The following is a 24,802-nucleotide window of genomic DNA, read 5'->3' on the forward strand; positions in this document are numbered from 1 at the left end:
GAGAACGAACATGGGTCGTCTAGCGCTGTTTTTACTCACTGCCTGCCTGAGCGTCACCGCCATGGCCGCCGACGTCATCAAAGGCGAGCGCAAGGAAACCTTTGGCGATGTAACGGTGCACTACAACACCTTCAACTCCACCTTCCTGACACCCGACATCGCCAAAGCGGCCGGGCTGACGCGGAGCAAGAACCAGGGGGTGATAAACGTCTCCGTGCTCAAGGATGGCAAGCCACTGACCGCTGACGTCAGCGGATCGGTGAAAGACCTGACCAGCCAGACCGTGCCGTTGAAGTTCAAACAGATCACTGAACAAGGCGCGATCTACTACATCGCCCAGTTTCCGGTCGATCAGCAGGAAGTCCGGACCTTCGACATCAAGGTGCAGAACGGCGATAAAATCAACACCATCAATTTCAACCAAGAGCTCTTCCCCGGCGAATGATCAACTTCACGCAACTCGTACTGGCCAGCCACAACGCCGGCAAACTCAAGGAACTTCAGGCCATGCTCGGCGAATCGGTGCAATTGCGCTCGATCGGCGAGTTCAGCAGCGTCGAACCTGAAGAAACCGGCCTGTCGTTCGTCGAAAACGCCATCCTCAAGGCCCGCAATGCCGCGCGCATCTCCGGCCTGCCGGCGCTGGCCGACGATTCGGGGTTGGCCGTGGATTTCCTCGGCGGTGCGCCGGGTATCTACTCGGCTCGTTATGCCGACGGCCAAGGTGATGCGGCGAACAACGCCAAACTGCTCGACGTATTGAAGGATGTGCCGGAAGCCGAGCGCGGTGCGCAGTTCGTCTGTGTGCTGGCGCTGGTGCGTCACGCCGATGATCCGCTGCCGATCCTCTGCGAAGGCCTGTGGCACGGTCGTATCCTGCCTGCGGCCAGCGGCGAACACGGTTTTGGTTACGATCCGCTGTTCTGGGTGCCGGAGCGCGATTGCTCCAGCGCCGAGTTGAGCCCGAGCGACAAGAACCTCATCAGTCACCGCGCCCGTGCAATGGATCTGCTGCGCCAGCGTCTGGGCCTGAAATGATCCATGACTCATCCGCATCGCCGCTGATCTTCGGCGGCGATGCCCACTCGCCTCGGGCCGCGCTGCCTGTGCTGCCGCCCCTGGCGCTGTACATCCACATCCCGTGGTGTGTGCGCAAATGCCCTTATTGCGACTTCAATTCCCACACCGCCAGCCCGGTGCTGCCGGAAGAGGAGTATGTGGACGCGCTGTTGGCCGACCTCGATCAGGACCTGCATGCGGTTTACGGCCGTGAGCTGAGTTCGATCTTCTTTGGTGGCGGCACGCCGAGCCTGTTCAGCGCTGAAGCCCTGGGCCGCTTGCTTAAAGGTGTCGAGGAACGCATCCCGTTTGCCAGCGACATCGAAATCACCCTGGAAGCGAATCCCGGGACGTTCGAACAAGAGAAGTTCGTTGCCTACCGCGCGCTGGGCATCAATCGCCTGTCGATCGGTATCCAGAGCTTTCAGGAAGAGAAACTCAAGGCGCTGGGGCGGATTCACAACGGTGACGAAGCGGTACGTGCCGCCGGCATGGCCCGTCAGGCCGGGTTTGATAACTTCAACCTGGACTTGATGCACGGCTTGCCCGATCAGTCCCTGGACGACGCATTGAGCGACCTGCGTACAGCCATCGCCCTGAAGCCGACTCATCTGTCCTGGTATCAGCTGACCCTGGAGCCGAACACGGTGTTCTGGAACCAGCCGCCGACGCTGCCGGAAGACGACACGTTGTGGGACATTCAAGAGGCCGGTCAGGCGCTGTTGGCCGAGCACGGTTACGCGCAATACGAAGTCTCGGCTTATGCGCAACCTGGTCGCCCGGCGCGGCATAACCTTAACTATTGGAGTTTCGGCGACTTCATCGGCATCGGCGCCGGGGCTCATGGCAAACTCAGCCACCCGGACGGGCGCATCGTCCGTACCTGGAAGACCCGTCTGCCGAAGGACTACCTCAACCCGGCCAAAAGCTTCAAGGCCGGCGAGAAAGCGCTGACCAACGATGAAATGCCGTTCGAGTTCCTGATGAACGCGCTGCGCCTGACCGAAGGCGTCGAATCGCGGCTGTATCCGGAGCGCACCGGGATGACCCTGGAAAGCCTCGCCGAAGGTCGCCGGGTCGCCGAACAAAGTGGCTTGTTGCAGGTCGAACCGTCACGTCTGGCGGCCACCGAGCGCGGACAGCTGTTTCTCAATGACTTGCTGCAGACATTTCTGAGCTGATTTCAGCCTTAAGGGAAAACGAATGGATTTGATACTCGACCTGCTCGCCACCGCGTCCCGCTGGAGCCGTAGCAACCTGTCTGAAATCGCTCTGGCACTGGTGGGCTGCCTGCTGGTGTTGTTTGGCTCCGATATCAAAGGCTGGGTCGACCAACGCTTGGGCAGCATCGCCGGCGCCTTGCGCGTCCCGCTGATGGCCCTGCTGTGCATGATCGGCAGCGGCGTCGCGCTGATCTACGCCACGCCGTGGATCATCAAAGGCCTGAGCCAGTTCAACAACTACAGCCTGGCGCCGGTGTTGTTGGTGGTGCTGGTACTGATCGGCGTAGTCGCCGACCGCCGCTGAATTCAGCTACAACCGAAAACAACTGTGGGAGCGAGCCTGCTCGCGAAGAGGGAGTGTCAGTCGACATTAATATCGACTGATACACCGCCTTCGCGAGCAAGCCCGCTCCCACATTGGGTATTGCGTAGGGCTTAGGACTGCTTTTCGAACTTCAAATCCCACACGCCATGCCCAAGACGTTCGCCGCGGCGTTCGAATTTGGTGATCGGGCGCTCGGTCGGGCGCGGGACGCATTTGCCGTCTTCGGCCAGGTTGCGATAACCCGGCGCGACGTTCATCACTTCCAGCATGTACTCAGCATATGGTTCCCAGTCGGTGGCCATGTGCAGCACACCGCCGACCTTCAACTTGCTGCGCACCAGTTCAGCGAACGACGCCTGAACGATACGGCGCTTGTGGTGACGGCTCTTGTGCCACGGGTCCGGGAAAAACAGCATCAAGCGATCGAGGCTGTTGTCGGCCACGCAGCGGTTGAGCACTTCGATCGCATCGCAATCGTAGACCCGCAGGTTGGTCAGGCCCTGAGTCAGCACGCCGTTGAGCAGCGCACCAACACCCGGACGGTGCACTTCCACGCCGATGAAATCCTGCTCCGGCGAGGCCGCGGCCATTTCCAGCAGCGAATGGCCCATGCCGAAACCGATTTCCAGCGAGCGCGGTGCCGAACGACCGAACACCTGATCGAAGTCCACCGGCGCATCGGCCAGAGGCAACACGAACAGCGGCGTGCCTTGCTCCAGACCTTTTTGCTGGCCTTCGGTCATGCGCCCGGCGCGCATCACGAAACTCTTGATGCGGCGGTGTTGGCGCTCTTCGCCTTCTTCCGGCTGGATAGGCGTTTCGTTTGATTCAGTCATCAATGGCTCTTACTTGATCAGACCATCCAGCGGCGAGGAGGCGCTGGCATAGAGTTTTTTCGGCATGCGGCCGGCGAGGTAGGCCAGGCGGCCTGCAACGATGGCGTGTTTCATGGCTTCAGCCATCATGATCGGCTGCTGGGCGTGGGCGATGGCCGAGTTCATCAGCACCGCTTCGCAACCCAGTTCCATGGCAATGGTAGCGTCGGAAGCAGTACCGACACCGGCGTCCACCAGCACAGGAATCTTGGCTTCTTCGAGGATGATCTGCAGGTTGTACGGGTTGCAGATCCCCAGGCCCGTGCCGATCAGACCGGCCAGCGGCATCACCGCGATAACACCGATTTCCGCCAATTGACGGGCGATGATCGGGTCATCGCTGGTGTAAACCATCACGTCGAATCCTTCCTTGACCAGCACTTCGGCGGCCTTGAGGGTTTCGATCACATTGGGAAACAGGGTTTTCTGATCCGCCAGCACTTCCAGCTTCACCAGGTTGTGGCCACCGAGCAGCTCACGGGCCAGGCGGCAGGTGCGCACAGCCTCGGTAGCGTCGAAGCAACCGGCGGTGTTAGGCAGGAAGGTGTAGCGATCCGGCGACAGGACTTCGAGCAGGTTCGGTTCGCCCGGGTTCTGGCCGAGGTTGGTGCGGCGCACGGCGAAGGTGACGATCTCGGCACCCGAGGCTTCGATGGCCAGGCGGGTTTCTTCCATGTCGCGGTACTTGCCGGTGCCTACCAGCAAACGCGACTGGTAAGTACGACCGGCCAGGACGAAGGGCTTGTCGCTACGAACGATGCTCATGGGAAATCCTCTGTAGGGGTGAGGTTCTTGCAGAATTCTGTGCCCTTGCGGGCCGGACGACTAGCCGCCGCCGATGGCGTGGACGACTTCAACGCTGTCGCCGTCGTTCAGCGTGGTGTCGGCATGCTGACTGCGCGGGACGATATCCAGATTGAGTTCGACCGCCACCCGGCGTCCGGTCAGATCCAGACGGGTCAGCAGGGCCGCAACGGTTTCGCCGTCGGGCAGTTCAAGGGATTCGCCGTTCAACTGAATGCGCATGCCGAATGCCGCCATCATTTTTAGGGGCTGGCATTCTAGCCCGATCAGTCTTGGCGACCCAAGCCATTCGTCATGAAATGGACCACCCGGTCAGCTCAACCGCCAGGCGGCAAGCCCCAGGCATAACCAGCCGACCAGAAATGCCAGGCCGCCGAAGGGGGTGATGATCCCTAGCTTGCTGACGCCGGTCATGGTCAACAGGTACAGACTGCCGGAAAACAGCAGGATGCCGACGACAAACGATGCTCCCGCCCAGGTGATCAGGCGCCCGGGAATCTGCGTGGCCAGCAGTGCAACGCCCAGCAATGCCAATGTGTGCACCAACTGATAGGTCACGCCGGTGTGGAAAATTGCCAGGTACTCGGGCGTCAGACGGCTTTTCAAGCCATGGGCGGCAAACGCGCCAAGGGCAACGCCGGTGAAGCCGAAAAAAGCGGCCAGCATCAGAAAGCCACGCAGCATGAAGAACTCCAGTCAGACTCGATCCACAGGGTCTGTATAATGGCCCGCTCAACGGGTTCGGCCAAGCCATCTCTATGCTGCGTATATTTTTGCGACGATTCACGAAGGCCCTGCTCTGGTTCGCGGGTGGCAGCGTATTGCTGGTGCTGATCTTTCGCGTGGTACCGCCACCAGGAACCGCGTTGATGGTCGAGCGCAAGGTCGAATCCTGGTTCGACGGCGAGCCCATCGACCTGCAACGCACCTGGAAACCCTGGGATGAAATCTCCGATGACCTGAAAGTCGCAGTGATTGCCGGCGAAGATCAGAAATTCCCGGAGCATTGGGGCTTTGACTTTGGCGCGATCCAGGCTGCACTGGCCCACAACGAACTCGGCGGAACGATTCGCGGCGCCAGCACCTTGAGCCAGCAGGTCTCGAAGAATCTGTTTCTGTGGTCCGGCCGCAGCTGGTTGCGCAAAGGCCTGGAAGCCTGGTTTACCGGGCTGATCGAAGTGTTCTGGCCCAAGCAGCGAATTCTTGAGGTGTACCTCAACAGTGTCGAGTGGGATGACGGTGTGTTTGGCGCTGAAGCAGCAGCCAGGCATCACTTTGGCGTCGGCGCTCGCTCGCTGTCCCGGCAGCAGGCCAGTTTGCTGGCGGCGGTGCTGCCTAACCCGCGGGTGTGGAGCGCCAGTCATCCAACTAACTACGTCGCACGGCGAGCGGGATGGATTCGACAGCAGATGAGTCAGCTCGGCGGCGATAGCTACCTTGTAGGAATCAATGATTCACGCCGCGCACCTTGGGCTCAGTAGCCGATCACTATCTTATGAACACTGAAGCCCCCCCTGTGGGAGCGAGCCTGCTCGCGATGGCGGTGGATCAAACAACATTTACAGTGCCTGACCTGACGCCATCGCGAGCAGGCTCGCTCCCACATTGGTTTTGCGGCGGAGCAGGAATATCGGCCACAAACAAAAACGCCCCGATCAATGATCGGGGCGTTTTTTTATGCCGGAGCTGCGGTTAGGCAGCAATCGACAACTTGAGCTTGTTCATCGCGCTCTTCTCGAGCTGACGAATACGCTCGGCCGACACGTTGTACTTCTGCGCCAGGTCGTGCAGCGTGGCTTTTTCTTCCGCCAGCCAGCGCTGGTAGAGGATGTCACGGCTGCGATCGTCCAGCACTTCAAGCGCTTCGTGCAGGTTGTGGTTGGAGTTGTCGCTCCAGTCGGCATCTTCCAGTTGACGGGCCGGGTCGTACCGGTGGTCTTCCAGATAGTTGGCCGGCGATTGGAAAGCACTGTCGTCGTCCGCTTCCGCGGCCGGGTCGAAGGCCATGTCATGGCCGGTCAGGCGACTTTCCATCTCACGCACTTCCCGAGGCTCTACACCGAGGCTTTCCGCCACGCGGTGAACTTCCTCGTTGTTCAGCCACGCCAGACGTTTCTTCTGGCTGCGCAGGTTGAAGAACAGCTTGCGCTGGGCCTTGGTGGTCGCGACTTTCACAATGCGCCAGTTGCGCAGGATGAACTCGTGGATTTCCGCCTTGATCCAGTGCACAGCGAACGAAACCAGGCGCACACCCATTTCCGGGTTGAAGCGCTTCACCGCCTTCATCAGGCCGACGTTGCCTTCCTGGATCAGGTCAGCCTGAGCCAGACCGTAGCCGGAATAGCTACGGGCGATATGTACAACAAAACGCAGGTGGGCGAGCACCATCTGCCGAGCCGCCCCCAAATCCTGCTCATAATAGAGACTCTCGGCCAGTTCACGCTCCTGCTCCGGCGTCAGCAATGGAATGCTGTTCACGGTGTGCACATAGGCCTCCAGGTTCGCACCCGGGACCAGAGCATATGCAGGTTGCAAAGAATTGGTCATACGAAAAAACCTCCGACTTACATAACTCGTGCAGTTCAGCACTGCGAAAATTGACCGGAAACCGAAAGACAAGTTCCCATAAACGCTGAAAGGTCAATACGAGCAAAATGACATTACTTTGGCGCAAGCTCCCGCAGGTGGCGTGCGACTGCAATCCATGCACCGATATACCCCAACAGCACCGCGCCAAGCAAGAGAGACAGACCGTCGGCAACTGGCACTCCGGCCAGCGCAAAATCACTGCCGTACAGACCGGCCAACCCAACCACCGCGTCGTTCAGCCAATCAAGGCCGAACGCCAATACGCCCCAGGAAAGAATCCCCGCACCGAAGCCATAAAGCGCGCCCATATACAGAAAGGGCCTGCGCACATAGCTGTCAGTGCCGCCGACGAGTTTAATCACTTCTATCTCTGTGCGGCGGTTTTCAATATGAAGACGAATGGTATTGCCTATCACCAAAAGTAATGCAGAAACCAGAAGCACGGTCAGACCGAAGACAAAACGGTCACCCAGCTTGAGGATGGCTGCCAGACGCTCGACCCAGACTAGATCAAGTTGCGCCTGTTGTACCTTCGGCAGCTCGGAAAGTTTTTGTCGTAATGCTTCAAGCGCGGGCTTGTCGACTTCGTTCGGGGTGACCAGAACCACGCCTGGCAGCGGGTTTTCCGGCAGTTCCTTGAGCGCCTCACCCAGACCTGACTGCTGCTGGAACTCTTCCAGCGCCTGATCACGGCCGACATATTCAGCATCAGCTACGCCAGGCATGCCTTTGATCTGCTCGCGCAACGACTCGCCTTCAGCGGGGCTGGCCTCGATTTGCAGGTACAGGGAAATCTGCGCCGCCCGCTGCCAGGAACCGCCGAGACGCTCGACATTACTTAGCAAAAGTGACAGGCCCATCGGCAAACTCAGGGCAACCGCCATCACCATGCAGGTGAAGAAACTACCGATTGGCTGCTTGCCCAAACGACGCAAGCTATCGAGCAGGCTGGCGCGATGACTCTCGACCCAGGCACGGAACAGTGTGGCGAAATCCGGGCCGTCATCATCGTCGCGTTTTTTCTTCTGCGGCTGCTGGTCGGCGGCCTTGGGGGCCACGCGCTCGGAAACCTTGGGGCTGCGGGTCGCACTCATACGCCGGCCTCCCCGTCACCGATCAATCGGCCGCGTTGCAGGGTCAGCATGCGGTGGCGCATGCGGGCGATCAGTGCCAGGTCGTGACTGGCAATCAGCACGCTGGTGCCCAGACGGTTGATGTCTTCGAACACGCCCATGATTTCTGCCGCCAGACGCGGGTCGAGGTTACCGGTCGGTTCGTCCGCCAGCAGCAGGGCCGGGCGGTGAACGATGGCGCGGGCGATGCCGACGCGCTGCTGCTGACCGGTGGACAGGTCGCCGGGGTACAAATCGGTTTTATCCGACAGCGCCACGCGCTCCAGCGCCGAATCCACGCGCTTGGCGATCTCGGCCTTGGACAGCCCAAGGATCTGCAAGGGTAGCGCGATGTTGTTGAACACGGTGCGATCGAACAGCAGTTGGTGATTCTGGAACACCACGCCGATCTGGCGTCGCAGGTAAGGAATCTGTGCGTTGCTGATGGTGCTCAGGTCTTGCCCGGCCAGCAGTAATTTGCCGGTGGTCGGACGCTCCATCGCCAGCAGCAGGCGCAACAAGGTGCTTTTACCGGCGCCAGAGTGGCCGGTCACAAACAAAAACTCGCCCCGACGGACTCGAAAGCTCAGCTCATGCAAGCCGACGTGACCGTTCGGGTAGCGCTTACCGACCTGTTCGAAACGAATCATGAACGCTCCCGCTCGGCAAACAATGCCTGGACAAAGGGTTCTGCTTCAAAGGTACGCAAATCATCGATGCCTTCACCGACGCCGATGTAGCGAATCGGCAGGCCAAACTGCTTGGCGAGGGCGAAAATCACCCCACCTTTGGCGGTGCCATCGAGCTTGGTCAGCGCCAGGCCGGTCAGTTCAACGGTCTGGTTGAATTGTTTGGCCTGGCTGATCGCGTTCTGGCCAGTGCCGGCATCGAGCACCAACAGCACCTCGTGAGGCGCGTCGGCGTCGAGCTTGCTGATCACCCGGCGAACCTTCTTCAGCTCTTCCATCAAGTTGTCTTTGGTGTGCAAACGACCGGCGGTGTCGGCGATCAGCACGTCAATGCCACGGGCCTTGGCGGCTTGCACGGCGTCGAAGATAACCGAAGCCGAGTCAGCGCCGGTGTGCTGGGCGATGACCGGGATCTTGTTGCGCTCGCCCCAGACCTGCAATTGCTCGACGGCGGCGGCGCGGAAGGTATCGCCGGCCGCGAGCATGACTTTCTTGCCTTCGAGCTGCAGCTTCTTCGCCAGTTTGCCGATGGTGGTGGTCTTGCCCGCTCCGTTGACGCCGACGACCAGAATTACGAACGGCTTGTTCTGCGAAGTGATTTTCAGCGGTTGCTCGACGGGTTTGAGCATCGCCGCCAGTTCCGCTTGAAGGGACTTGTACAGCGCGTCGGCATCGGCCAGTTCTTTACGGGCGACCTTCTGGGTCAGATGCTGAATGATCACCGAAGTCGCCTCGACGCCCACATCGGCGGTCAGCAGGCGGGTTTCGATGTCTTCGAGCAGCTCGTCATCGATGATCTTCTTGCCCAGAAACAGGCTGGCCATGCCTTCGCCGATGCTGGCGCTGGTCTTGGACAACCCTTGTTTCAGGCGGGCGAAGAAACCGGCTTTGGTTTCTTCTGTACGCACAGGCTCGGCAGGCGCTTCGACGGGAACGACAGGTGCGGCGGGAGCGACGACCGGTGCCGGCGCGTGAACAACCGGAACAACCGGAGCAACGAATGCGGGCACCACAGGTTCCGGAGCAACCGGTTCAGGCTCGGCCACCACCACTGGCGCGACAACCGGCTCAACCACTGGCGTTTGAACAGGCTCAGGAGCAAAGGGAGTCGGTGCTGGAATGGGTGGTGTAACGTGCGGCGCCAGATCATCTACGACCAATGCCACCGGCTCTTCCGCCACGGGCAACGTCAGCCATGGCTCGGCAACGGGCGTGAGCGGCACCTGGGTCACGACTTCGGCGACGACATCAGGCTCAGGCTCGGCGACCGGTTGCAGCACCGGCTCGGCGATTGACAGGGCAATCGGCGCGGGCTCTTCTTCTATTACCGGCGCAGGCGTGGGCTCAGGAAGTGGCTGTGGCTGTTCGACGACGGGTTCCTGCGGCTTTTTGCGCAGCCATCCGAACAGGCTTTTCTTCTCACCAGCCGCAGCTGGGGCTTTCTTGTCGTCGTTGGAACCAAACATGGAGGACGGCTATCTCACGGTAGCGACGCGCCAAAGGGCGCCTCGGCAAATAAATATTCGATGCAGAACAGACTGCGATTGACCCAGCTTGTTCACGCGCAACATTTTGTCGAGGTGCAAACAGCACCTCAAAGGTCGACTAATACGAAGGACTGGAACGGCATCGTCGGCGAAAACGCAGAGTTTAGCTGACAAACTCAAAGCTTCCGCCGTAAACCCAAACAACCTGCTGACCGATCAAAGGCCTGATAGGCGTGGCCGCCAGTAAAACGGATCAGTATCCTAGGGCGTGTCATCAATCATTACCAGTACCGCGTGGCCGCCTGAAAACGGGCCAGGCAAGGCGCAGGCCGCAGGGAATGTGCTTTCCTTGCCAAGGACTGCAACGCAGCATGGCCCGTTTTCAGGCACCACCCGGAGGGCCGGGCCTGATAGTGTGCAGGGCTGCGTTGCTCGGAGTTTATTTGGAATGACCAAACTACACTCCTCGCGCCTTGCCCTGCGCACTATCAGGCTCCGGCGCGGTACTGGTAATGATTGATGACACGCCCGACCTCCTCGCCCGCCTAGGCTAAGACCAAGCGGGCAGCCCCAAAGGTTTAAAAACGAATGAATGCTCTAGCCCGCCGCGCTGCAGGCCTGCTGCTCAGCACAGTTTGTCTGCCCCTCTCGGCCCTGGCTGCCGATCCACAACCCACCCACGAATTCACCCTCGATAACGGCCTGAAGGTCGTCGTGCGCGAAGACCATCGTGCACCGGTGGTGGTTTCCCAAGTCTGGTACAAGGTCGGCTCTAGCTACGAGACGCCGGGTCAGACCGGTTTGTCCCACGCCCTGGAACACATGATGTTCAAGGGCAGCGAGAAAGTCGGCCCTGGCGAAGCGTCGCTGATCCTGCGCGACCTCGGCGCCGAAGAGAACGCTTTCACCAGCGACGACTTCACCGCTTATTACCAGGTGCTGGCCCGCGACCGTCTGGGCGTGGCCTTCGAGCTGGAAGCCGACCGCATGGCCAGCCTGCGCCTGCCGGCCGACGAGTTCGCCCGCGAGATCGAAGTCATTAAAGAAGAACGTCGCCTGCGCACTGACGACAAGCCGATGTCCAAGGCCTACGAACGCTTCAAGGCCATGGCTTACCCGGCCAGCGGTTACCACACGCCGACCATCGGCTGGATGGCTGACCTGGACCGCATGAAAGTCGAAGAGCTGCGCCACTGGTACCAATCCTGGTACGTGCCGAACAACGCCACGTTGGTGGTGGTGGGCGATGTGACCCCGGACGAGGTCAAAACCCTGGCCCAGCGCTACTTCGGCCCGATCGCCAAACGTGACGTGCCACCGGCGAAAATCCCGTTGGAACTGGCCGAACCCGGCGAGCGGCAGATCACCCTGCATGTGCAGACTCAACTGCCAAGCCTGATGCTGGGCTTCAACGTGCCAAGCATCGCCACCGCTGAAGACAAACGCTCAGTCAACGCCTTGCGCCTGATCTCCGCCCTGCTCGACGGCGGCTACAGCGGACGTATCCCGACACAACTGGAGCGCGGCGAAGAGCTGGTGTCCGGCGGTTCGTCGAGTTACGACGCCTATACCCGAGGCGACAGCCTGTTCACCTTGTCGGCAACGCCCAATACCCAGAAAAACAAAACCATGGCTCAGGCTGAAGCTGGCCTGTGGAAGCTGCTCGAACAGCTGAAAACCACCGCGCCGTCCGCTGAAGAACTGGAACGCGTCCGCGCCCAGGTCATTGCCGGCCTGGTTTTCGAGCGTGACTCGATCACCAGTCAGGCGACCGCCATTGGCCAATTGGAGACCGTCGGCCTGTCCTGGAAGCTGATGGACACCGAACTCGCCGACCTGGAAAGCGTGACCCCGGAAGACATCCAGAAAGCCGCCAAGCTGTATTTCACCCGCGAACGTCTCAGCGTCGCCCATGTATTGCCAGAGGAGACGACTCATGAGTGAGCGTAAAAAACCGCGCTTGGCGCTGATTGGCCTGATCGCTGTCGCATTGATCGGGTCTGCCGCGTTTTACTTCTCGAAGACCGACGAATCCAAGGCCAGCGAAGCCCTCGACAAGGCCAAGACCAGCCAGAAGCTGCAATCGCTGGCCGAACTCGACGGCAAAGCGCCAGGCCACCGCACCCTGGACGTGCAGACCTGGAAAACCGCCGAGGGCGCCAAGGTGCTATTCGTTGAAGCCCGGGAACTGCCGATGTTCGACATGCGCCTGATCTTCGCCGCCGGCAGCAGCCAGGACGGCGACGCTCCTGGCCTCTCCGTGCTGACCAATGCCATGCTCAATGAAGGCGTGGCCGGTAAAGATGTCGGCGCCATCGCTCAGGGCTTCGAAGGCCTGGGCGCAGACTTTGGCAACGGCGCATTTAAAGACATGGCATTGGCGTCCCTGCGCAGCCTCAGCGCCGCGGACAAACGCGAACCGGCCCTGAAGTTGTTCTCTGAAGTCGTCGGTAAACCGACCTTCCCTGCCGATTCCTTTGCGCGCATCAAGAACCAGATGCTCGCCGGTTTCGAGTACCAGAAGCAGAACCCCGGCAAACTGGCGAGCCTGGAGCTGATGAACCGTCTGTACGGCGATCACCCGTACGCGCACTCCAGCGACGGTACGGCGAAAACCGTTCCAGCGATCACACTGGCTCAACTGAAGGCGTTCCATGAGAAGGCCTACGCGGCTGGCAACGTGGTGATTGCGCTGGTGGGCGACCTGTCTCGTGCCGAGGCGGAGGCGATTGCTGCGCAAGTCTCCAGCGCGCTGCCAAAAGGCCCGGAGCTGGCGAAAATCCCGCAACCGGAGGAACCGAAAGCCAGCATCGGTCACATCGAATTTCCGTCCAAGCAGACCAACCTGATGCTCGCGCAATTGGGCATCGACCGTGACGACCCGGACTACGCGGCACTGTCCATGGGTAACCAGATTCTTGGCGGCGGTGGCTTCGGCACCCGGTTGATGAGCGAAGTGCGCGAGAAGCGCGGCCTCACGTACGGCGTGTATTCGGGCTTCACCCCGATGCAGGCTCGCGGCCCGTTCATGATCAACCTGCAAACCCGCGCCGAGATGAGCGAAGGCACGCTGAAACTGGTGCAGGACGTGCTCGCCGACTACCTTAAAACCGGCCCGACCCAGAAAGAACTCGACGACGCCAAGCGTGAACTGGCCGGCAGCTTCCCGCTGTCCACCGCCAGCAACGCCGATATCGTCGGCCAACTCGGCGCCATGGGTTTCTACAACCTGCCGCTGAGTTATCTGGATGACTTTATGCGCGAGTCCCAGAGCCTGACGGTCGAGCAGGTCAAAACCGCACTGAACAAACACTTGAGCACGGACAAAATGGTCATCGTCAGCGCTGGCCCGACCGTGCCGCAAAAGCCGTTACCGGCCCCAACTGATAAACCTGCCGAGCAACCGCTCGGGGTTCCGGAGCATTAATGGCCACTCGTCCTAAAAAACCCGTACACAACGTCCATAACGGCGTGAACCAACTGCGCATCATCGGCGGTGAATGGGGCAGCCGAAAACTGAGCTTCCCGGATGCACCGGGCCTGCGCCCTACCCCGGACCGGGTGCGTGAAACCCTGTTCAACTGGCTCGCGCCTTATGTGGCTGGCGCCAAGGTTCTGGACCCGTTCGCCGGCAGCGGCGCGTTGTTCCTCGAAGCCTTGTCCCGTGGCGCGGCCATGGGTCAGGCGCTGGACGCCAGTAACATCGCGGTCGCCAGCATCAAGGAACATCTGGGCACGCTGCGCTGCACCACCGGCCAGATTCAGACCGCCGATGCCCTGCGCTACCTGGAAACCCAAGCAGCGACCGCTTACGACCTGGTGTTCCTCGATCCGCCGTTCAACCAGAACCTGTTGCCGGGCGTTTGCGCATTACTTGAAGAGCGTCAGTGGCTGGCTGATGAAGCCTGGATCTACACTGAAAGCGAGAATGCGCCATCGAGCCTTGGCTTACCAGGCAACTGGCGCCTGCACCGGGAGCAGAAATCCGGGCGGGTGTATTACGCGTTGTGGCAACGTATGGCAGAGATTGCCGGTTAACCAACCGGCCTGAAAAAGGTGCGCGCCTCAAGCGAGGCTCGCACCGCTGCATCGAGAACCATCGTGCCCCAAACGCCAGAACGCTTCACCCCCGCCTTCGGCCTCGGCAACCCGCACTTGCAAACCTTGTGGGGACCGCTGTGGCGCAAAACCACACACATCGAACGCCAGCGCGAACGCTTGTGGCTTGAGGATGGCGACTTTCTCGATCTCGACTGGCATGGCCCGCACAGCGCCGATGCACCACTGGTGTTGGTGTTGCACGGCCTGACCGGTTCTTCCAATTCGCCTTACGTGGCCGGGGTGCAGAAAGCACTGGGTGCCCAAGGCTGGGCCAGCGTCGCGCTGAACTGGCGCGGCTGTTCGGGCGAGCCGAATCTGCTGCCGCGCAGCTACCATTCCGGCGCCAGTGAAGACCTGGCCGAAACCATCAAACACCTGAAGGCCCAACGACCGCTCGCGCCGTTGTATGCGGTCGGCTATTCCATGGGCGGCAATGTGTTGCTCAAGCACTTGGGCGAATCCGGCAGCAATAGTGGCGTGGTCGGTGCGGTGGCGGTGTCGGTGCCGTTTCGTCTCGATCAATGCGCCGACCGTATCGGCCAGGGTTTCTCCAAGGTCTATCAGGCGCATTTCATGCGCGAGATGGTGGCCTACATTAAAAACAAGCAGCGCCAGTTCCAGCACGATGGGCGCGAGGAAGGACTGGCGGCATTGGCCGCGCTGGGCTCGCTGGAGAACATGCGCACGTTCTGGGATTTCGATGGCCGGGTCACCGCGCCGCTGAACGGTTTTGCCGATGCCAAGGATTACTATGACCGCGCCTCAAGTCGCTATTTCCTTGGCGAAATTCGTACGCCAACCCTGATCATTCAAGCGACCGATGACCCGTTTATATTTCCTCATAGCCTGCCGCACGCCGACGAATTGTCCGCCTGCACTCAATTCGAGTTGCAGACCAAGGGTGGGCATGTCGGCTTCGTCGATGGTTCGTTCCGGCAACCGGGTTACTACCTGGAACGCCGCATCCCGCAGTGGCTGACCGCCGTGGGTCGTCAGTAAGGCCATGGACGTCGATCAGGTCGAGTCGATCCGGTTCTGGCAAACAGCGCCGTTGGCCGGCGTCGAGTTATTGTCCGCACGCTACATCGAACACCGTTTCGCGCCCCATGTGCATGACGGTTACGTGATCGGCATGATCATGGCGGGCGCCCAGCGCTATCGTTATCGCGGTGCCGAACACCTGGCCGGTAGCGGTACGCTGGTGCTGATCAATCCGGACGAACTGCACACCGGCCATAAAGGCACGGAGGATGGCTGGCTGTATCGGGCGTTTTATCCGGACAGCGGTCAGATTCTGTCGCTACTCGATGAACTGGAACTGCCGACCAACGACTTGCCAGCATTTGGCGCCACGCTGTATCGCGATCCGGATCTGGTGAAGGGTTTCTGCCAACTGCATCGTCTACTGGAAAGTCCGTCCACTGCCTTGCAACAACAAACAGTCTGGCGGGAAATGATGCTGTCGCTGCTGCAACGGCACGCCGCCGTGCCGATTGCAGGCAAGCCGGGAAAGGAACATCGGGCGGTGACACTGGCCAAGGATCTGATGCAGGCACAATTGGCGACGCCGCCTTCGCTGGAAGAACTGGCAGCGGCAGTCAACCTTTCACCCTTCCACTTCGCCCGGGTGTTCCGCCGCGCCACGGGCATGCCGCCGCACACCTGGCTGATGCAGCAGCGCATCGCTCGGGCGCGAGCGCTGTTACAGAACGGCTGTTTGCCGCTGGAAGTGGCGACGCAGTTGGGGTTTGCTGACCAGAGTCATCTGAGTCGGCAATTCAAGCAGGTTTACGGCGTGGGACCGGGCGCGTATCGCAGCGCCCGGCTTTAGAATCAAAAGATCGCAGCCTGCGGCAGCTCCTACAGGTGTACACATTCCACTGTAGGAGCTGCCGCAGGCTGCGATCTTTTGATCTTCATTCACCGATGGCGACGCCCCGCGCAGGATCGTTGATCCACTCGCTCCATGAACCGGCATACAACGCGCCCAACGGATAACCCGCCAGGCACAACGCGAACAGGTTGTGACAGGCTGTCACGCCAGAACCGCAGTACGCCACCAGATCGGTTGGCGAACGATCACCGAGCTTCGCGGCAAAACGCTGTTTGAGCAGATCGGCCGGCAGAAAACGCCCGTCGCTGCCCAGGTTGTCGGTGAACGCCGCACATTGCGCGCCTGGGATGTGCCCGGCAATCGGGTCGATCGGTTCTACTTCGCCCTTGAAACGCGGCAAGCCACGAGCATCAAGCAGGGTCAGCGCAGGCTGGCCGAGACGTTGCTGGAGCTGTTCGGCGCTCAAGACCAGCGCGTTGTCCGGTGTCCCCGTGAAGGTGCCACGTTCAATCTGTGGCGCATCAAGACTCAGGGGCAAACCGGCCGCGTGCCAGGCCTTGAGCCCGCCATCCAGAATGAACACGCCATCACGTTTGCCCAGCCAGGCCAGCAACCACCAGGCCCGCGCCGCGTACGCACCCGGACCGTCGTCGTACAAAATCACATCGCTGTCGGCGTTGACGCCCCAGGCTTGCAGACGTTCGATCAAGTCTTCAGGTTCAGGCAACGGATGACGCCCGGTCACACCCTTGACCACTGTCCCGCTCAAATCACGCTCAAGATCGGCAAAGCTCGACCCTGCGATATGCCCTTCGGCATAACTGCGTTGACCGTAATCCGGGTCTTCGAGGGCAAAACGACAATCCAGAATCACCAGCCCCGGCTGCTCCTTTTTCAGGTCCAACGCTTGCGGGCTGATCAGTTGAGCAATGGGCATAACGGGCTCCTGTGATTAAGTCTGTTTTGAATCCTACTGCACTTCTTCCAGCGCTTGGGCCAGCGGCACGTAAAACTCCTCGAACAACGCGTTTACCGCGTCGCGAGACTGATCCGTGACAAAACCGGCCTCAAGCACCAGCACCTGATACACACCACGTTTAATAGCCTGTTCGCTCAGGTGATTGGAATTTTCACGGGTGGTGCACAGAAAACGCACCCAGGACGTCAGGATGATCCAGGCATTGAGCGTCAGGGATTCGATCTGAACCTTGTCCATTTGCAGGATGCCGGCCTCGACGAAGCCCGCGTAGATGTGCGTGCCATGGATCAGGCAGCGCTGGGAAAAGCGCCGATAACGGGCGGCCAACTCCGGATCACTGTCGAGCAGGTGCTCCAGATCGCGGTGCAAAAACCGGTAGCGCCACATGGCGGCCAGCAATTCCTGGAGGTAGAAACGCTTGTCTTCGACCGTGGCGGCACGACCCTGGGGCGGGCGCAGGAAGCTGTCCACCAGGCTTTCGTACTCACTGAACAACACGGCGATGATCGCCTGCTTGTTGGGGAAGTGGTAGTACAGGTTGCCCGGGGAAATTTCCATATGGGCAGCAATGTGGTTGGTGCTGATGCTGCGCTCACCCTGCTGATTGAACAGCTCCAGGCTGTTCTGCACGATGCGCTCACTGGTTTTGATCCGAGGGGCCATGGCTTGGGCTTTAATTCAAAGTGCGTTGACCGGCATCTTACGACCTATCTGCGAGTGGATAAAACAAAGCTGCACCATGATGTCATTTGACTTTCTAGAGTATAGACTCTAAAAAGTCCCTCATTACAATAAATCCGGAGCCGACCATGACTGCTGACATCGCCTACTTGCAGAACCTGCAGCTGCCCCTGGAAGAGCTCCAGACCCTGTTCGACGCCCAACGCGCGGCGTATGCCGCCAACCCGATGCCACCCGCCGCCCAGCGCCAGCAATGGCTGAAAGCCCTGCGCGATCTGTTGAGCAATGAGCGTCAGGCATTGATCGATGCCATCAGCCAGGATTTCAGCCATCGCAGCGCCGATGAAACCCTGCTCGCCGAACTGATGCCCAGCCTGCACGGCATTCACTACGCCAGTCAGCACCTCAAAGGCTGGATGAAGGCGTCGAAGCGCAAGGTCGGGATTGCCTTTCAACCCGCGGCGGCCAAAGTCGTTTATCAACCTTTGGGTGTGGTCGGGGTGATCGTGCCATGGAACTACCCGCTGTATCTGGCCATCGGGCCATTGGTCGGCGCGTTGTCGGCAGGCAATCGGGTGATGCTCAAGCTCAGCGAATCGACCCCCGCCACCGGTGTGTTGCTCAAGGAACTGCTGGGTCGAATCTTCCCGCAAGACCTGGTCTGCGTGGTACTGGGCGAAGCCGATATCGGCGTAGCGTTCTCCAGATTGCGGTTCGATCACCTGCTGTTCACCGGCGCCACCAGCATCGGCAAACATGTGATGCGTGCGGCGGCCGAGAACCTGACCCCGGTGACCCTCGAACTCGGCGGCAAATCCCCGGCCATTGTGTCCCGCGACGTGCCGCTCAAGGACGCTGCCGAACGCATCGCCTTCGGCAAGACGCTCAACGCCGGGCAGACCTGCGTGGCCCCGGACTATGTGCTGGTGCCGGAAGATCGCGTAGGCGCTTTCGTCGAAGCCTATCGTCAGGCGGTTCGCGGGTTTTATCCGACCTTGACCGACAACCCGGACTACACCGCGATCATCAATGACCGACAATTGGCGCGCCTCAACGGCTACATCAGCGACGCCACCAGCAAGGGCGCGCTGCTGATTCCGCTGTTCGACAAGGGCCAGGGGCGTCGCATGAGCCACAGCCTGCTGCTCAACGTCAGCAACGACATGATGGTGATGCAGGACGAAATCTTCGGTCCGTTGTTGCCGATCGTTCCCTACAAGGATCTGGATCAGGCCTTTGCCTACATCAATGAACGACCTCGTCCGCTGGCCCTGTATTACTTCGGCTACGACAAGCGTGAGCAACACCGCGTACTTCACGAAACCCATTCCGGCGGCGTGTGCCTGAACGACACCCTGCTGCACGTCGCTCAGGACGACATGCCATTCGGCGGCATCGGCGCCTCGGGCATGGGCCACTACCACGGCCACGAAGGTTTCCTGACCTTCAGCAAAGCCAAAGGTGTGCTGATCAAACAGCGGTTCAATGCGGCGAAACTGATCTACCCGCCGTACGGTAAATCCATTCAGAAGCTGATTCAGAAACTGTTTATCCGCTAACGATCATTCCCTTCGGGTAATAACAATAATGAGCCCAAGTCTGTCCGATACCCCCGCGCTGTCACGGCGCGGCTTGCTTAAATTCAGCCTGGGTGCCAGCGCGTTTCTCGCCACCGTCGGTTTGGGCGCGAGCCTCAGCGGCTGCTCATCGAGCCTGCCGGCCAGCGGTTTCGCGATTCTGCGCAGCGGTGACTTGCTGTTTCTGCGGGCACTGATTCCGGTGATGCTCGACGGCGCTGTGGCCGTCGAAAAAATGCCGACGGCCGTCGGTGAAACCCTGCACTGCCTGGATAACGGTCTGAATCACCTGTCGTCGGAAATGCTCAAGCTGACCCTGCAGTTGTTCGATGTGCTGGGAATGGCCGTGACTCGCGGGCCTCTGACCGGGATCTGGGGCAGCTGGGAAAACGCCAGTGCCGACGAGATCCGGCACTTTCTCGATCGCTGGGAAAACAGCTCGTTGAGCTTGCTGCACATGGGCCACAGCTCCTTGCTGCAACTGGTGATGATGGCGTGGTACAGCCGGTCGGAATCGTGGGCGCATTGCGGGTATCCCGGGCCGCCCACCGTCTGAAACCGAGTTGACCCTATCGCGAGCAAGCTCGCTCCCACAGGGGTTACGCGATCCATGTGGGAGCGAGCCTGCTCGCGATAGCGTCTTCTGCCTCACCACCGAATCCAAAACAAGAAGAGAGCCTGAAAATGCCCGTACCCGATCCGTTCCGCGAAGGCCTGGCCCGTGGCTGGAAAGCCTATAACGGCTCACAACTGACCCAGGACCTGACCCTCGAAGCGGACGTGGCGATTATCGGCAGCGGCGCGGGCGGTGGCACCACCGCCGAAATCCTCAGCGCCGCGGGCTACAAGGTATTGCTGATCGAGGAAGGCCCGCTCAAGACCAGCAGCGACTTCAAGATGCTCGAAGACCAGGCCTACACCAGCCTCTATCAGGAAGGTATCGGCCGCATGAGCAAGGACGGCGCGATCACCATCCTTCAGGGCCGGGCGGTGGGCGGCACCACGCTGATCAATTGGACCTCCAGTTTTCGCACGCCGGACCCGACCCTCGACCACTGGGCCAAGGAACACGACGTCAAAGGCCACACGTCGGCCGAGATGGCGCCGTGGTTCGAGAAAATGGAGCAACGCCTGGGCGTCGCCCCCTGGATGATCCCGCCCAACGCCAACAACGACGTGATCCGTAAAGGCTGCGAAAAACTCGGCTACGCCTGGCATGTGATCCCGCGCAACGTGCGTGGCTGTTGGAACCTGGGCTACTGCGGCATGGGCTGCCCGACCAACGCCAAGCAATCGATGCTGGTCACGACCATCCCGGCGACCCTGGAAAAAGGTGGGGAGTTGCTCTATCTGGCTCGCGCCGAAAAGCTCTTGATCAGCGGCGACAAGGTCACAGGCTTGCACTGCGTCGCGATGGACGACCGCTGCGTCGCACCTACCGGACACACGATCACGGTCAAGGCGCGGCATTACGTGCTGGCCGGCGGCGGAATCAATAGCCCGGCGTTGCTCATGCGCTCTGAGGCGCCGGACCCACACAAACGACTGGGTAAACGGACTTTTCTACACTTGGTGAACATGTCGGCCGGGCTGTTCGACGAGGTGATCAACCCGTTTTATGGCGCGCCACAGTCGATCTATTCCGACCATTTCCAATGGCAGGACGGCACCACCGGAAAAATGTCTTACAAACTCGAAGTGCCGCCGCTGCACCCGGCACTGGCCACGACCCTGCTCGGCGGTTTCGGCAAGGAAAACGCCCAACACATGGAAAACCTGCCCCACACCCACGCCATGCTGGCCTTGCTGCGGGATGGCTTTCACCCGGACAGCCCCGGCGGCAGCGTCGAGTTGCGCGGTGACGGCACGCCGGTGCTCGACTATCAGGTTTCACCCTATGCCTGGGACGGATTGCGTCGGGCGTTCCACAGCATGGCCGAGATCCAGTTCGCGGGTGGTGCCCATGCGGTGATGCCCATGCATGCCGACGCTCGCTACGTGAAAACCCTCGCCGAAGCGCGCACGCTGATCGACAGCCTGAGTCTTGAGCTGTATCGCACACGCCTGGGCAGCGCCCATGTGATGGGCGGTTGTGCCATGGGTGAAGACCCGAAAAACGCGGTGACCGACAGCCTCGGCCGGCATCATCAGCTAGGCAATCTGTCGATTCATGATGGCTCGCTGTTCCCCACCAGCATTGGCGCAAACCCGCAATTGTCGGTCTATGGGCTGACGGCGCAGCTGGCAACTTCTTTGGCTGAACGTTTGAAAAACCCATGAAAAGGGAGAATATTCCAATCGTCTATAGTGCTTTCTTACCCAAAAGGCGACTTGGCCGACCGGGAAGGCTGCGATACCATCCGACTCCCCAACGGACTCCCGCCAGGACGACGCGATGAACCGAGTGTTGTACCCAGGTACCTTCGACCCTATTACCAAGGGCCATGGCGATCTGGTCGAACGCGCCGCGCGCCTGTTCGATCATGTGATCATCGCCGTCGCCGCCAGCCCGAAGAAAAACCCGTTGTTTCCCCTGGAACAGCGTGTGGCGCTGGCCCGCGAGGTCACTAAACATCTGCCGAACGTTGAAGTCGTCGGCTTCTCGACGTTGCTGGCGCATTTCGCCAAAGAGAAGAACGCCAACGTGTTCCTGCGTGGTTTGCGTGCGGTGTCGGACTTCGAATACGAATTCCAGCTGGCCAACATGAACCGTCAGCTGGCGCCGGATGTGGAAAGTCTGTTTCTTACCCCGTCCGAACGTTATTCGTACATTTCCTCGACGCTGGTCCGTGAAATTGCAGCCTTGGGCGGCGATATCACCAAGTTCGTCCACCCTGCGGTGGCGGACGCCCTGAACGAACGCTTCAAGAAGTAACAACCGCTCAAGCGGCGTCCGCGTGCACTGCGGGCGCCAATGCGGCACAATTGTGCGCATTGGTTTATTGCGCCCGGGCCTTCCGCCCTGGCTGGAGTTAGCATGTCCCTGATCATCACCGACGATTGCATCAACTGCGACGTCTGCGAACCTGAGTGTCCGAACGCCGCCATCTCCCAGGGCGAAGAGATCTACGTGATCGACCCGAACCTGTGCACCCAGTGCGTCGGCCACTACGACGAACCTCAGTGCCAGCAAGTGTGCCCGGTGGATTGCATTCCGCTGGACGAGGCGCATCCGGAGACTGAAGAGCAGTTGATGGCGAAGTATCGGGTCATTACCGGGAAGGCTTGAGTCAGATAGTTTTGTAGCGGCTGTGCCGGCCCTATCGCGAGCAAGCTCGCTCCCACAGTTGATCGCGATCTACTGTGGGAGCGAGCCTGCTCGCGATAGGGCCATCAGCCACACCAAAGAAGTAACTGACTTCACTCCCTCTGCTCAAACCCCTCCCCGATACACCCAAGGCACCGTACGAACGCCGCTTTCGCCGGGTCAACCACCAACGCCTGTCCCGCATCGCCAACGCCGCCGCCCAACGCGGTAAACGGCAACGACACCACAAACGCTCCGGCACCGATCACCGTCGCCACGACCAACAAAGGTCGGGCAATCAGCAAATCGCCGAGCATGGCGTACGCCGGGGGATTCTGGATGGTGTAACGCGGGTCGCCGCTGCCCGTGTTTGCCGCCAGCGCTGGCGCACCGACGCTCAGCAGCAAAACGACGATAACGGTTCGAAACAGGTTCATGGCACGGTCCTTGGGCTAGGCAGTCAGAACACTGACTATAGACCCTGGGCGTTTCAGCTCTGACAACGCGGGCAAAAGACGCTGGCGCGCTGCCCGAGCTTCACTTCCCGCAACTCCGTGCCACAGACCTTGCAGGGCGCACCGCCACGGCCGTACACGAACAGTTCCTGCTGGAAATAACCCGGCTGACCGTCACCGCCGATAAAGTCTCGCAGTGTGGTGCCGCCGCGTTCGATAGCGGCCGCCAGGATACGTTTGATCTCGATCGCCAGTTTCAGATAACGCCCCCGAGAGATGCTTTTGGCCTCACGACGCGGGTCGATACCGGCGGCGAACAACGCTTCGGTTGCGTAGATATTGCCCACACCGACCACCACTGCGTTGTCCATGATGAACGGTTTGACTGCCATGGATCGCCCACGGGACTGCTGGAACAAGCGCTCGCCGTCGAACAGGTCGGTCAACGGCTCCGGCCCCAGGCGAATCAACAATTCATGGTTGAGTGGGTCAAGGCTCCAGAGCATCGCGCCAAACCGTCGCGGATCGGTGTAACGCAAGGCCAGGCCGGACTCCAGTTCGATGTCCACATGCTCATGCTTGGCCACCGGCGTGCCGATTTCCACCAGACGCAGATTTCCCGACATCCCCAAATGGCTGATCAACGTGCCGACTTCGGCATTAATCAGCAGGTACTTCGCGCGTCTTTCCACCAGCACGATGCGCTGGCCAGACAGCCGCACATCCAGGTCTTCGGGAATCGGCCAGCGCAAGCGCCGCTCACGCACGATCACCCGGCTGACGCGCTGGCCTTCCAGGTGTGGAGCAATTCCGCGGCGGGTGGTTTCGACTTCAGGCAGTTCCGGCATGGTGCTCTCGAATCAGGCTGTGCAACGCTCAGCGGTGAGCGCCAAGGTCACGAATCGTTTGTTTGAGGGTCTCGAAGTCGTAGTCCGAGAGACCGACATAATCGAGAACCAGCGGTGCGATGCTGTTCCACTCGTGGTCATCACGCTGGCTGCCCAGCACCCGGAAGGACGCACAAATGTGCTCGGCCATTTTCAGGATCGCCAGCAGGTTCTTCAGCTGACTGTTGCGCGACGACTCGTCGCTGAAGATCGCCAACGCATTGTGGTGATTGGCGATGGCGGCGGTCACATGCTCCGGCAGGCGCCAGGATTTGGCGGTGTAATAACCCACCACCGCATGATTGGTATTGAACACCCGATTCTCGGTATCCACCACCCGGCATTCGGCGCTGGCATTGGCGTAGGCCTCTTCCAGAACGGTCATGTAGTTGGGGAAGCGCTGAAGCATCAGCGGCACGCCGCAGTCATGGAACAGGCCCAACGCGTACGCTTCATCGCCGGCCTGGGTGCCAATGCGCTTGGCCAGGGTCAGGCAGGTCATCGCCACGTCCTGGGCGGTATCCCAGAAGCGATTCAAGGTAACGATGGTGTCGTCGTTCATCTCGCCCTTGATCGACTGCGCGTTGATCAGGTTGATGATCGAGCGGCTGCCCAGCAGATTCACCGCACGCTGAATCGAGGCGATCTTGTTGCTCAAGCCGTAGTACGGCGAGTTGACGATTTTCAACAAGGCGCCAGAGAGGCCCGGGTCCTGGGAGATCAGCTTCGCGATCACCTCCAGATCCGGATCGGGCATGTACTGTTCCATCTGCAAATCCACCATGATTTGCGGCTGGGCCGGCACGCTGATGCCTTGCAGGGACTGTTGAATCTGTTCGGAAGTCAGCTCTGGGGACATAAGTACACACTCTGGGACA

28 protein-coding genes are annotated in these 24,802 nt (G+C 60.3%); 15 read left to right on the forward strand and 13 right to left on the reverse strand.

Annotated elements, in window-relative coordinates; genetic code table 11:
- Nucleotides 1–10 precede the first annotated feature (10 nt).
- Genes ACYZTZ_RS26245 through ACYZTZ_RS26260 form a run of 4 tightly spaced genes read left to right on the forward strand, consistent with a single transcriptional unit; the run spans nt 11 to nt 2,586 of the window.
- Nucleotides 11–445 carry a DUF4426 domain-containing protein gene (locus tag ACYZTZ_RS26245; RefSeq protein ID WP_046045223.1) on the forward strand — a complete coding sequence of 145 codons (435 nt, stop codon included), beginning with the start codon at nt 11–13 and terminating at the stop codon, nt 443–445.
- Nucleotides 442–1,038 carry an RdgB/HAM1 family non-canonical purine NTP pyrophosphatase gene (gene rdgB / locus ACYZTZ_RS26250; protein ID WP_056738946.1) on the forward strand — a complete coding sequence of 199 codons (597 nt, stop codon included), beginning with the start codon at nt 442–444 and terminating at the stop codon, nt 1,036–1,038. Before ACYZTZ_RS26245 ends, rdgB begins: the two co-directional genes overlap by 4 nt.
- Nucleotides 1,035–2,240, forward strand: a complete 1,206-nt coding sequence (gene hemW / locus ACYZTZ_RS26255; RefSeq protein WP_462000112.1) for a radical SAM family heme chaperone HemW — start codon at nt 1,035–1,037, stop codon at nt 2,238–2,240. The genes rdgB and hemW overlap by 4 nt, the downstream gene beginning before the upstream one ends.
- Before the next feature lie 22 nt (nt 2,241–2,262).
- Nucleotides 2,263–2,586, forward strand: a complete 324-nt coding sequence (locus tag ACYZTZ_RS26260) for a DUF3392 domain-containing protein (RefSeq protein ID WP_462000113.1) — start codon at nt 2,263–2,265, stop codon at nt 2,584–2,586.
- Nucleotides 2,587–2,717: 131 nt separating this feature from the next.
- Here ACYZTZ_RS26260 and trmB read toward each other — a convergent pair whose 3' ends face one another.
- From trmB to ACYZTZ_RS26280, 4 genes are all read right to left on the reverse strand, one after another.
- A complete protein-coding gene (gene trmB, locus ACYZTZ_RS26265) occupies nt 2,718–3,443 on the reverse strand; it encodes a tRNA (guanosine(46)-N7)-methyltransferase TrmB (protein WP_046053677.1) in 726 nt (241 codons plus the stop codon).
- Between the two features lie 9 nt (nt 3,444–3,452).
- On the reverse strand, nt 3,453–4,247 hold the full coding sequence (locus tag ACYZTZ_RS26270) for a thiazole synthase (protein WP_008068101.1): 795 nt from the start codon (nt 4,245–4,247) through the stop codon (nt 3,453–3,455).
- A gap of 60 nt (nt 4,248–4,307) precedes the next feature.
- The gene (gene thiS / locus ACYZTZ_RS26275) at nt 4,308–4,508 is read right to left on the reverse strand and encodes a sulfur carrier protein ThiS (protein ID WP_054044430.1); all 201 of its coding nucleotides are present in this window, start codon (nt 4,506–4,508) and stop codon (nt 4,308–4,310) included.
- 90 nt (nt 4,509–4,598) lie between these two features.
- Nucleotides 4,599–4,970: a DUF423 domain-containing protein gene (locus ACYZTZ_RS26280; RefSeq protein WP_074871674.1), complete on the reverse strand. Its 372-nt coding sequence runs from the start codon at nt 4,968–4,970 to the stop codon at nt 4,599–4,601.
- A gap of 74 nt (nt 4,971–5,044) precedes the next feature.
- On the opposite strand from ACYZTZ_RS26280, the gene mtgA reads away from it, so the two are divergent.
- Nucleotides 5,045–5,767 (forward strand): monofunctional biosynthetic peptidoglycan transglycosylase, encoded by a 723-nt coding sequence (gene mtgA, locus ACYZTZ_RS26285; protein WP_462000114.1) that lies wholly within the window; start codon nt 5,045–5,047, stop codon nt 5,765–5,767.
- 211 nt (nt 5,768–5,978) lie between these two features.
- Here the strand turns inward: mtgA and rpoH are convergent, their stop codons facing one another.
- The 4 genes from rpoH to ftsY form a co-directional block, all read right to left on the reverse strand.
- On the reverse strand, nt 5,979–6,833 hold the full coding sequence (gene rpoH, locus ACYZTZ_RS26290) for an RNA polymerase sigma factor RpoH (RefSeq protein ID WP_007897890.1): 855 nt from the start codon (nt 6,831–6,833) through the stop codon (nt 5,979–5,981).
- Between the two features lie 113 nt (nt 6,834–6,946).
- The gene (ftsX, locus tag ACYZTZ_RS26295; protein ID WP_008152652.1) at nt 6,947–7,969 is read right to left on the reverse strand and encodes a permease-like cell division protein FtsX; all 1,023 of its coding nucleotides are present in this window, start codon (nt 7,967–7,969) and stop codon (nt 6,947–6,949) included.
- Nucleotides 7,966–8,637 carry a cell division ATP-binding protein FtsE gene (ftsE, locus tag ACYZTZ_RS26300; protein WP_008152655.1) on the reverse strand — a complete coding sequence of 224 codons (672 nt, stop codon included), beginning with the start codon at nt 8,635–8,637 and terminating at the stop codon, nt 7,966–7,968. Before ftsE ends, ftsX begins: the two co-directional genes overlap by 4 nt.
- Nucleotides 8,634–10,142, reverse strand: coding sequence for a signal recognition particle-docking protein FtsY (ftsY, locus tag ACYZTZ_RS26305; RefSeq protein WP_462000115.1), 1,509 nt, complete (start codon nt 10,140–10,142; stop codon nt 8,634–8,636). Before ftsY ends, ftsE begins: the two co-directional genes overlap by 4 nt.
- A gap of 609 nt (nt 10,143–10,751) precedes the next feature.
- On the opposite strand from ftsY, the gene ACYZTZ_RS26310 reads away from it, so the two are divergent.
- From ACYZTZ_RS26310 to ACYZTZ_RS26330, 5 genes are all read left to right on the forward strand, one after another.
- Entirely contained in the window at nt 10,752–12,107 is a 1,356-nt protein-coding gene (locus tag ACYZTZ_RS26310; protein ID WP_046045214.1) for a M16 family metallopeptidase, read from the forward strand.
- Nucleotides 12,100–13,590: a M16 family metallopeptidase gene (locus ACYZTZ_RS26315; protein ID WP_462000116.1), complete on the forward strand. Its 1,491-nt coding sequence runs from the start codon at nt 12,100–12,102 to the stop codon at nt 13,588–13,590. The genes ACYZTZ_RS26310 and ACYZTZ_RS26315 overlap by 8 nt, the downstream gene beginning before the upstream one ends.
- Nucleotides 13,590–14,201 carry a 16S rRNA (guanine(966)-N(2))-methyltransferase RsmD gene (gene rsmD, locus ACYZTZ_RS26320; RefSeq protein ID WP_462000117.1) on the forward strand — a complete coding sequence of 204 codons (612 nt, stop codon included), beginning with the start codon at nt 13,590–13,592 and terminating at the stop codon, nt 14,199–14,201. Before ACYZTZ_RS26315 ends, rsmD begins: the two co-directional genes overlap by 1 nt.
- Nucleotides 14,202–14,264: 63 nt before the next feature.
- Nucleotides 14,265–15,263, forward strand: coding sequence for a hydrolase (locus tag ACYZTZ_RS26325; RefSeq protein ID WP_462000118.1), 999 nt, complete (start codon nt 14,265–14,267; stop codon nt 15,261–15,263).
- Nucleotides 15,264–15,267: 4 nt separating this feature from the next.
- The gene (locus ACYZTZ_RS26330) at nt 15,268–16,095 is read left to right on the forward strand and encodes an AraC family transcriptional regulator (RefSeq protein WP_462000119.1); all 828 of its coding nucleotides are present in this window, start codon (nt 15,268–15,270) and stop codon (nt 16,093–16,095) included.
- Between the two features lie 85 nt (nt 16,096–16,180).
- Here the strand turns inward: ACYZTZ_RS26330 and ACYZTZ_RS26335 are convergent, their stop codons facing one another.
- The gene (locus ACYZTZ_RS26335) at nt 16,181–17,035 is read right to left on the reverse strand and encodes a sulfurtransferase (protein WP_462000120.1); all 855 of its coding nucleotides are present in this window, start codon (nt 17,033–17,035) and stop codon (nt 16,181–16,183) included.
- 33 nt (nt 17,036–17,068) lie between these two features.
- Complete coding sequence (locus ACYZTZ_RS26340) at nt 17,069–17,740, reverse strand: TetR/AcrR family transcriptional regulator (protein WP_056738925.1); 672 nt, start codon at nt 17,738–17,740, stop codon at nt 17,069–17,071.
- A gap of 146 nt (nt 17,741–17,886) precedes the next feature.
- On the opposite strand from ACYZTZ_RS26340, the gene ACYZTZ_RS26345 reads away from it, so the two are divergent.
- From ACYZTZ_RS26345 to ACYZTZ_RS26365, 5 genes are all read left to right on the forward strand, one after another.
- Complete coding sequence (locus ACYZTZ_RS26345; protein ID WP_462000121.1) at nt 17,887–19,317, forward strand: coniferyl aldehyde dehydrogenase; 1,431 nt, start codon at nt 17,887–17,889, stop codon at nt 19,315–19,317.
- 28 nt (nt 19,318–19,345) lie between these two features.
- Nucleotides 19,346–19,891 (forward strand): twin-arginine translocation pathway signal protein, encoded by a 546-nt coding sequence (locus ACYZTZ_RS26350; protein ID WP_462000122.1) that lies wholly within the window; start codon nt 19,346–19,348, stop codon nt 19,889–19,891.
- Between the two features lie 128 nt (nt 19,892–20,019).
- Nucleotides 20,020–21,615 (forward strand): GMC family oxidoreductase, encoded by a 1,596-nt coding sequence (locus tag ACYZTZ_RS26355; RefSeq protein ID WP_462000123.1) that lies wholly within the window; start codon nt 20,020–20,022, stop codon nt 21,613–21,615.
- A gap of 115 nt (nt 21,616–21,730) precedes the next feature.
- Nucleotides 21,731–22,210, forward strand: a complete 480-nt coding sequence (coaD, locus tag ACYZTZ_RS26360; protein WP_008150570.1) for a pantetheine-phosphate adenylyltransferase — start codon at nt 21,731–21,733, stop codon at nt 22,208–22,210.
- A 102-nt stretch (nt 22,211–22,312) separates the two neighbouring features.
- Nucleotides 22,313–22,564, forward strand: a complete 252-nt coding sequence (locus tag ACYZTZ_RS26365) for a YfhL family 4Fe-4S dicluster ferredoxin (RefSeq protein WP_048722619.1) — start codon at nt 22,313–22,315, stop codon at nt 22,562–22,564.
- A 131-nt stretch (nt 22,565–22,695) separates the two neighbouring features.
- On the opposite strand, the gene ACYZTZ_RS26370 is transcribed toward ACYZTZ_RS26365, so the two are convergent.
- The 3 genes from ACYZTZ_RS26370 to ACYZTZ_RS26380 are packed head-to-tail and all read right to left on the reverse strand — an operon-like array spanning nt 22,696 to nt 24,729.
- On the reverse strand, nt 22,696–23,019 hold the full coding sequence (locus tag ACYZTZ_RS26370) for a multidrug transporter (RefSeq protein ID WP_462000124.1): 324 nt from the start codon (nt 23,017–23,019) through the stop codon (nt 22,696–22,698).
- A gap of 53 nt (nt 23,020–23,072) precedes the next feature.
- Nucleotides 23,073–23,885, reverse strand: a complete 813-nt coding sequence (gene mutM, locus ACYZTZ_RS26375; protein WP_008150567.1) for a bifunctional DNA-formamidopyrimidine glycosylase/DNA-(apurinic or apyrimidinic site) lyase — start codon at nt 23,883–23,885, stop codon at nt 23,073–23,075.
- A 28-nt stretch (nt 23,886–23,913) separates the two neighbouring features.
- Nucleotides 23,914–24,729: an HDOD domain-containing protein gene (locus ACYZTZ_RS26380; RefSeq protein WP_462000716.1), complete on the reverse strand. Its 816-nt coding sequence runs from the start codon at nt 24,727–24,729 to the stop codon at nt 23,914–23,916.
- Between the last annotated feature and the right edge of the window lie 73 nt (nt 24,730–24,802).

The organism is Pseudomonas sp. LB3P58, assembly GCF_054897895.1.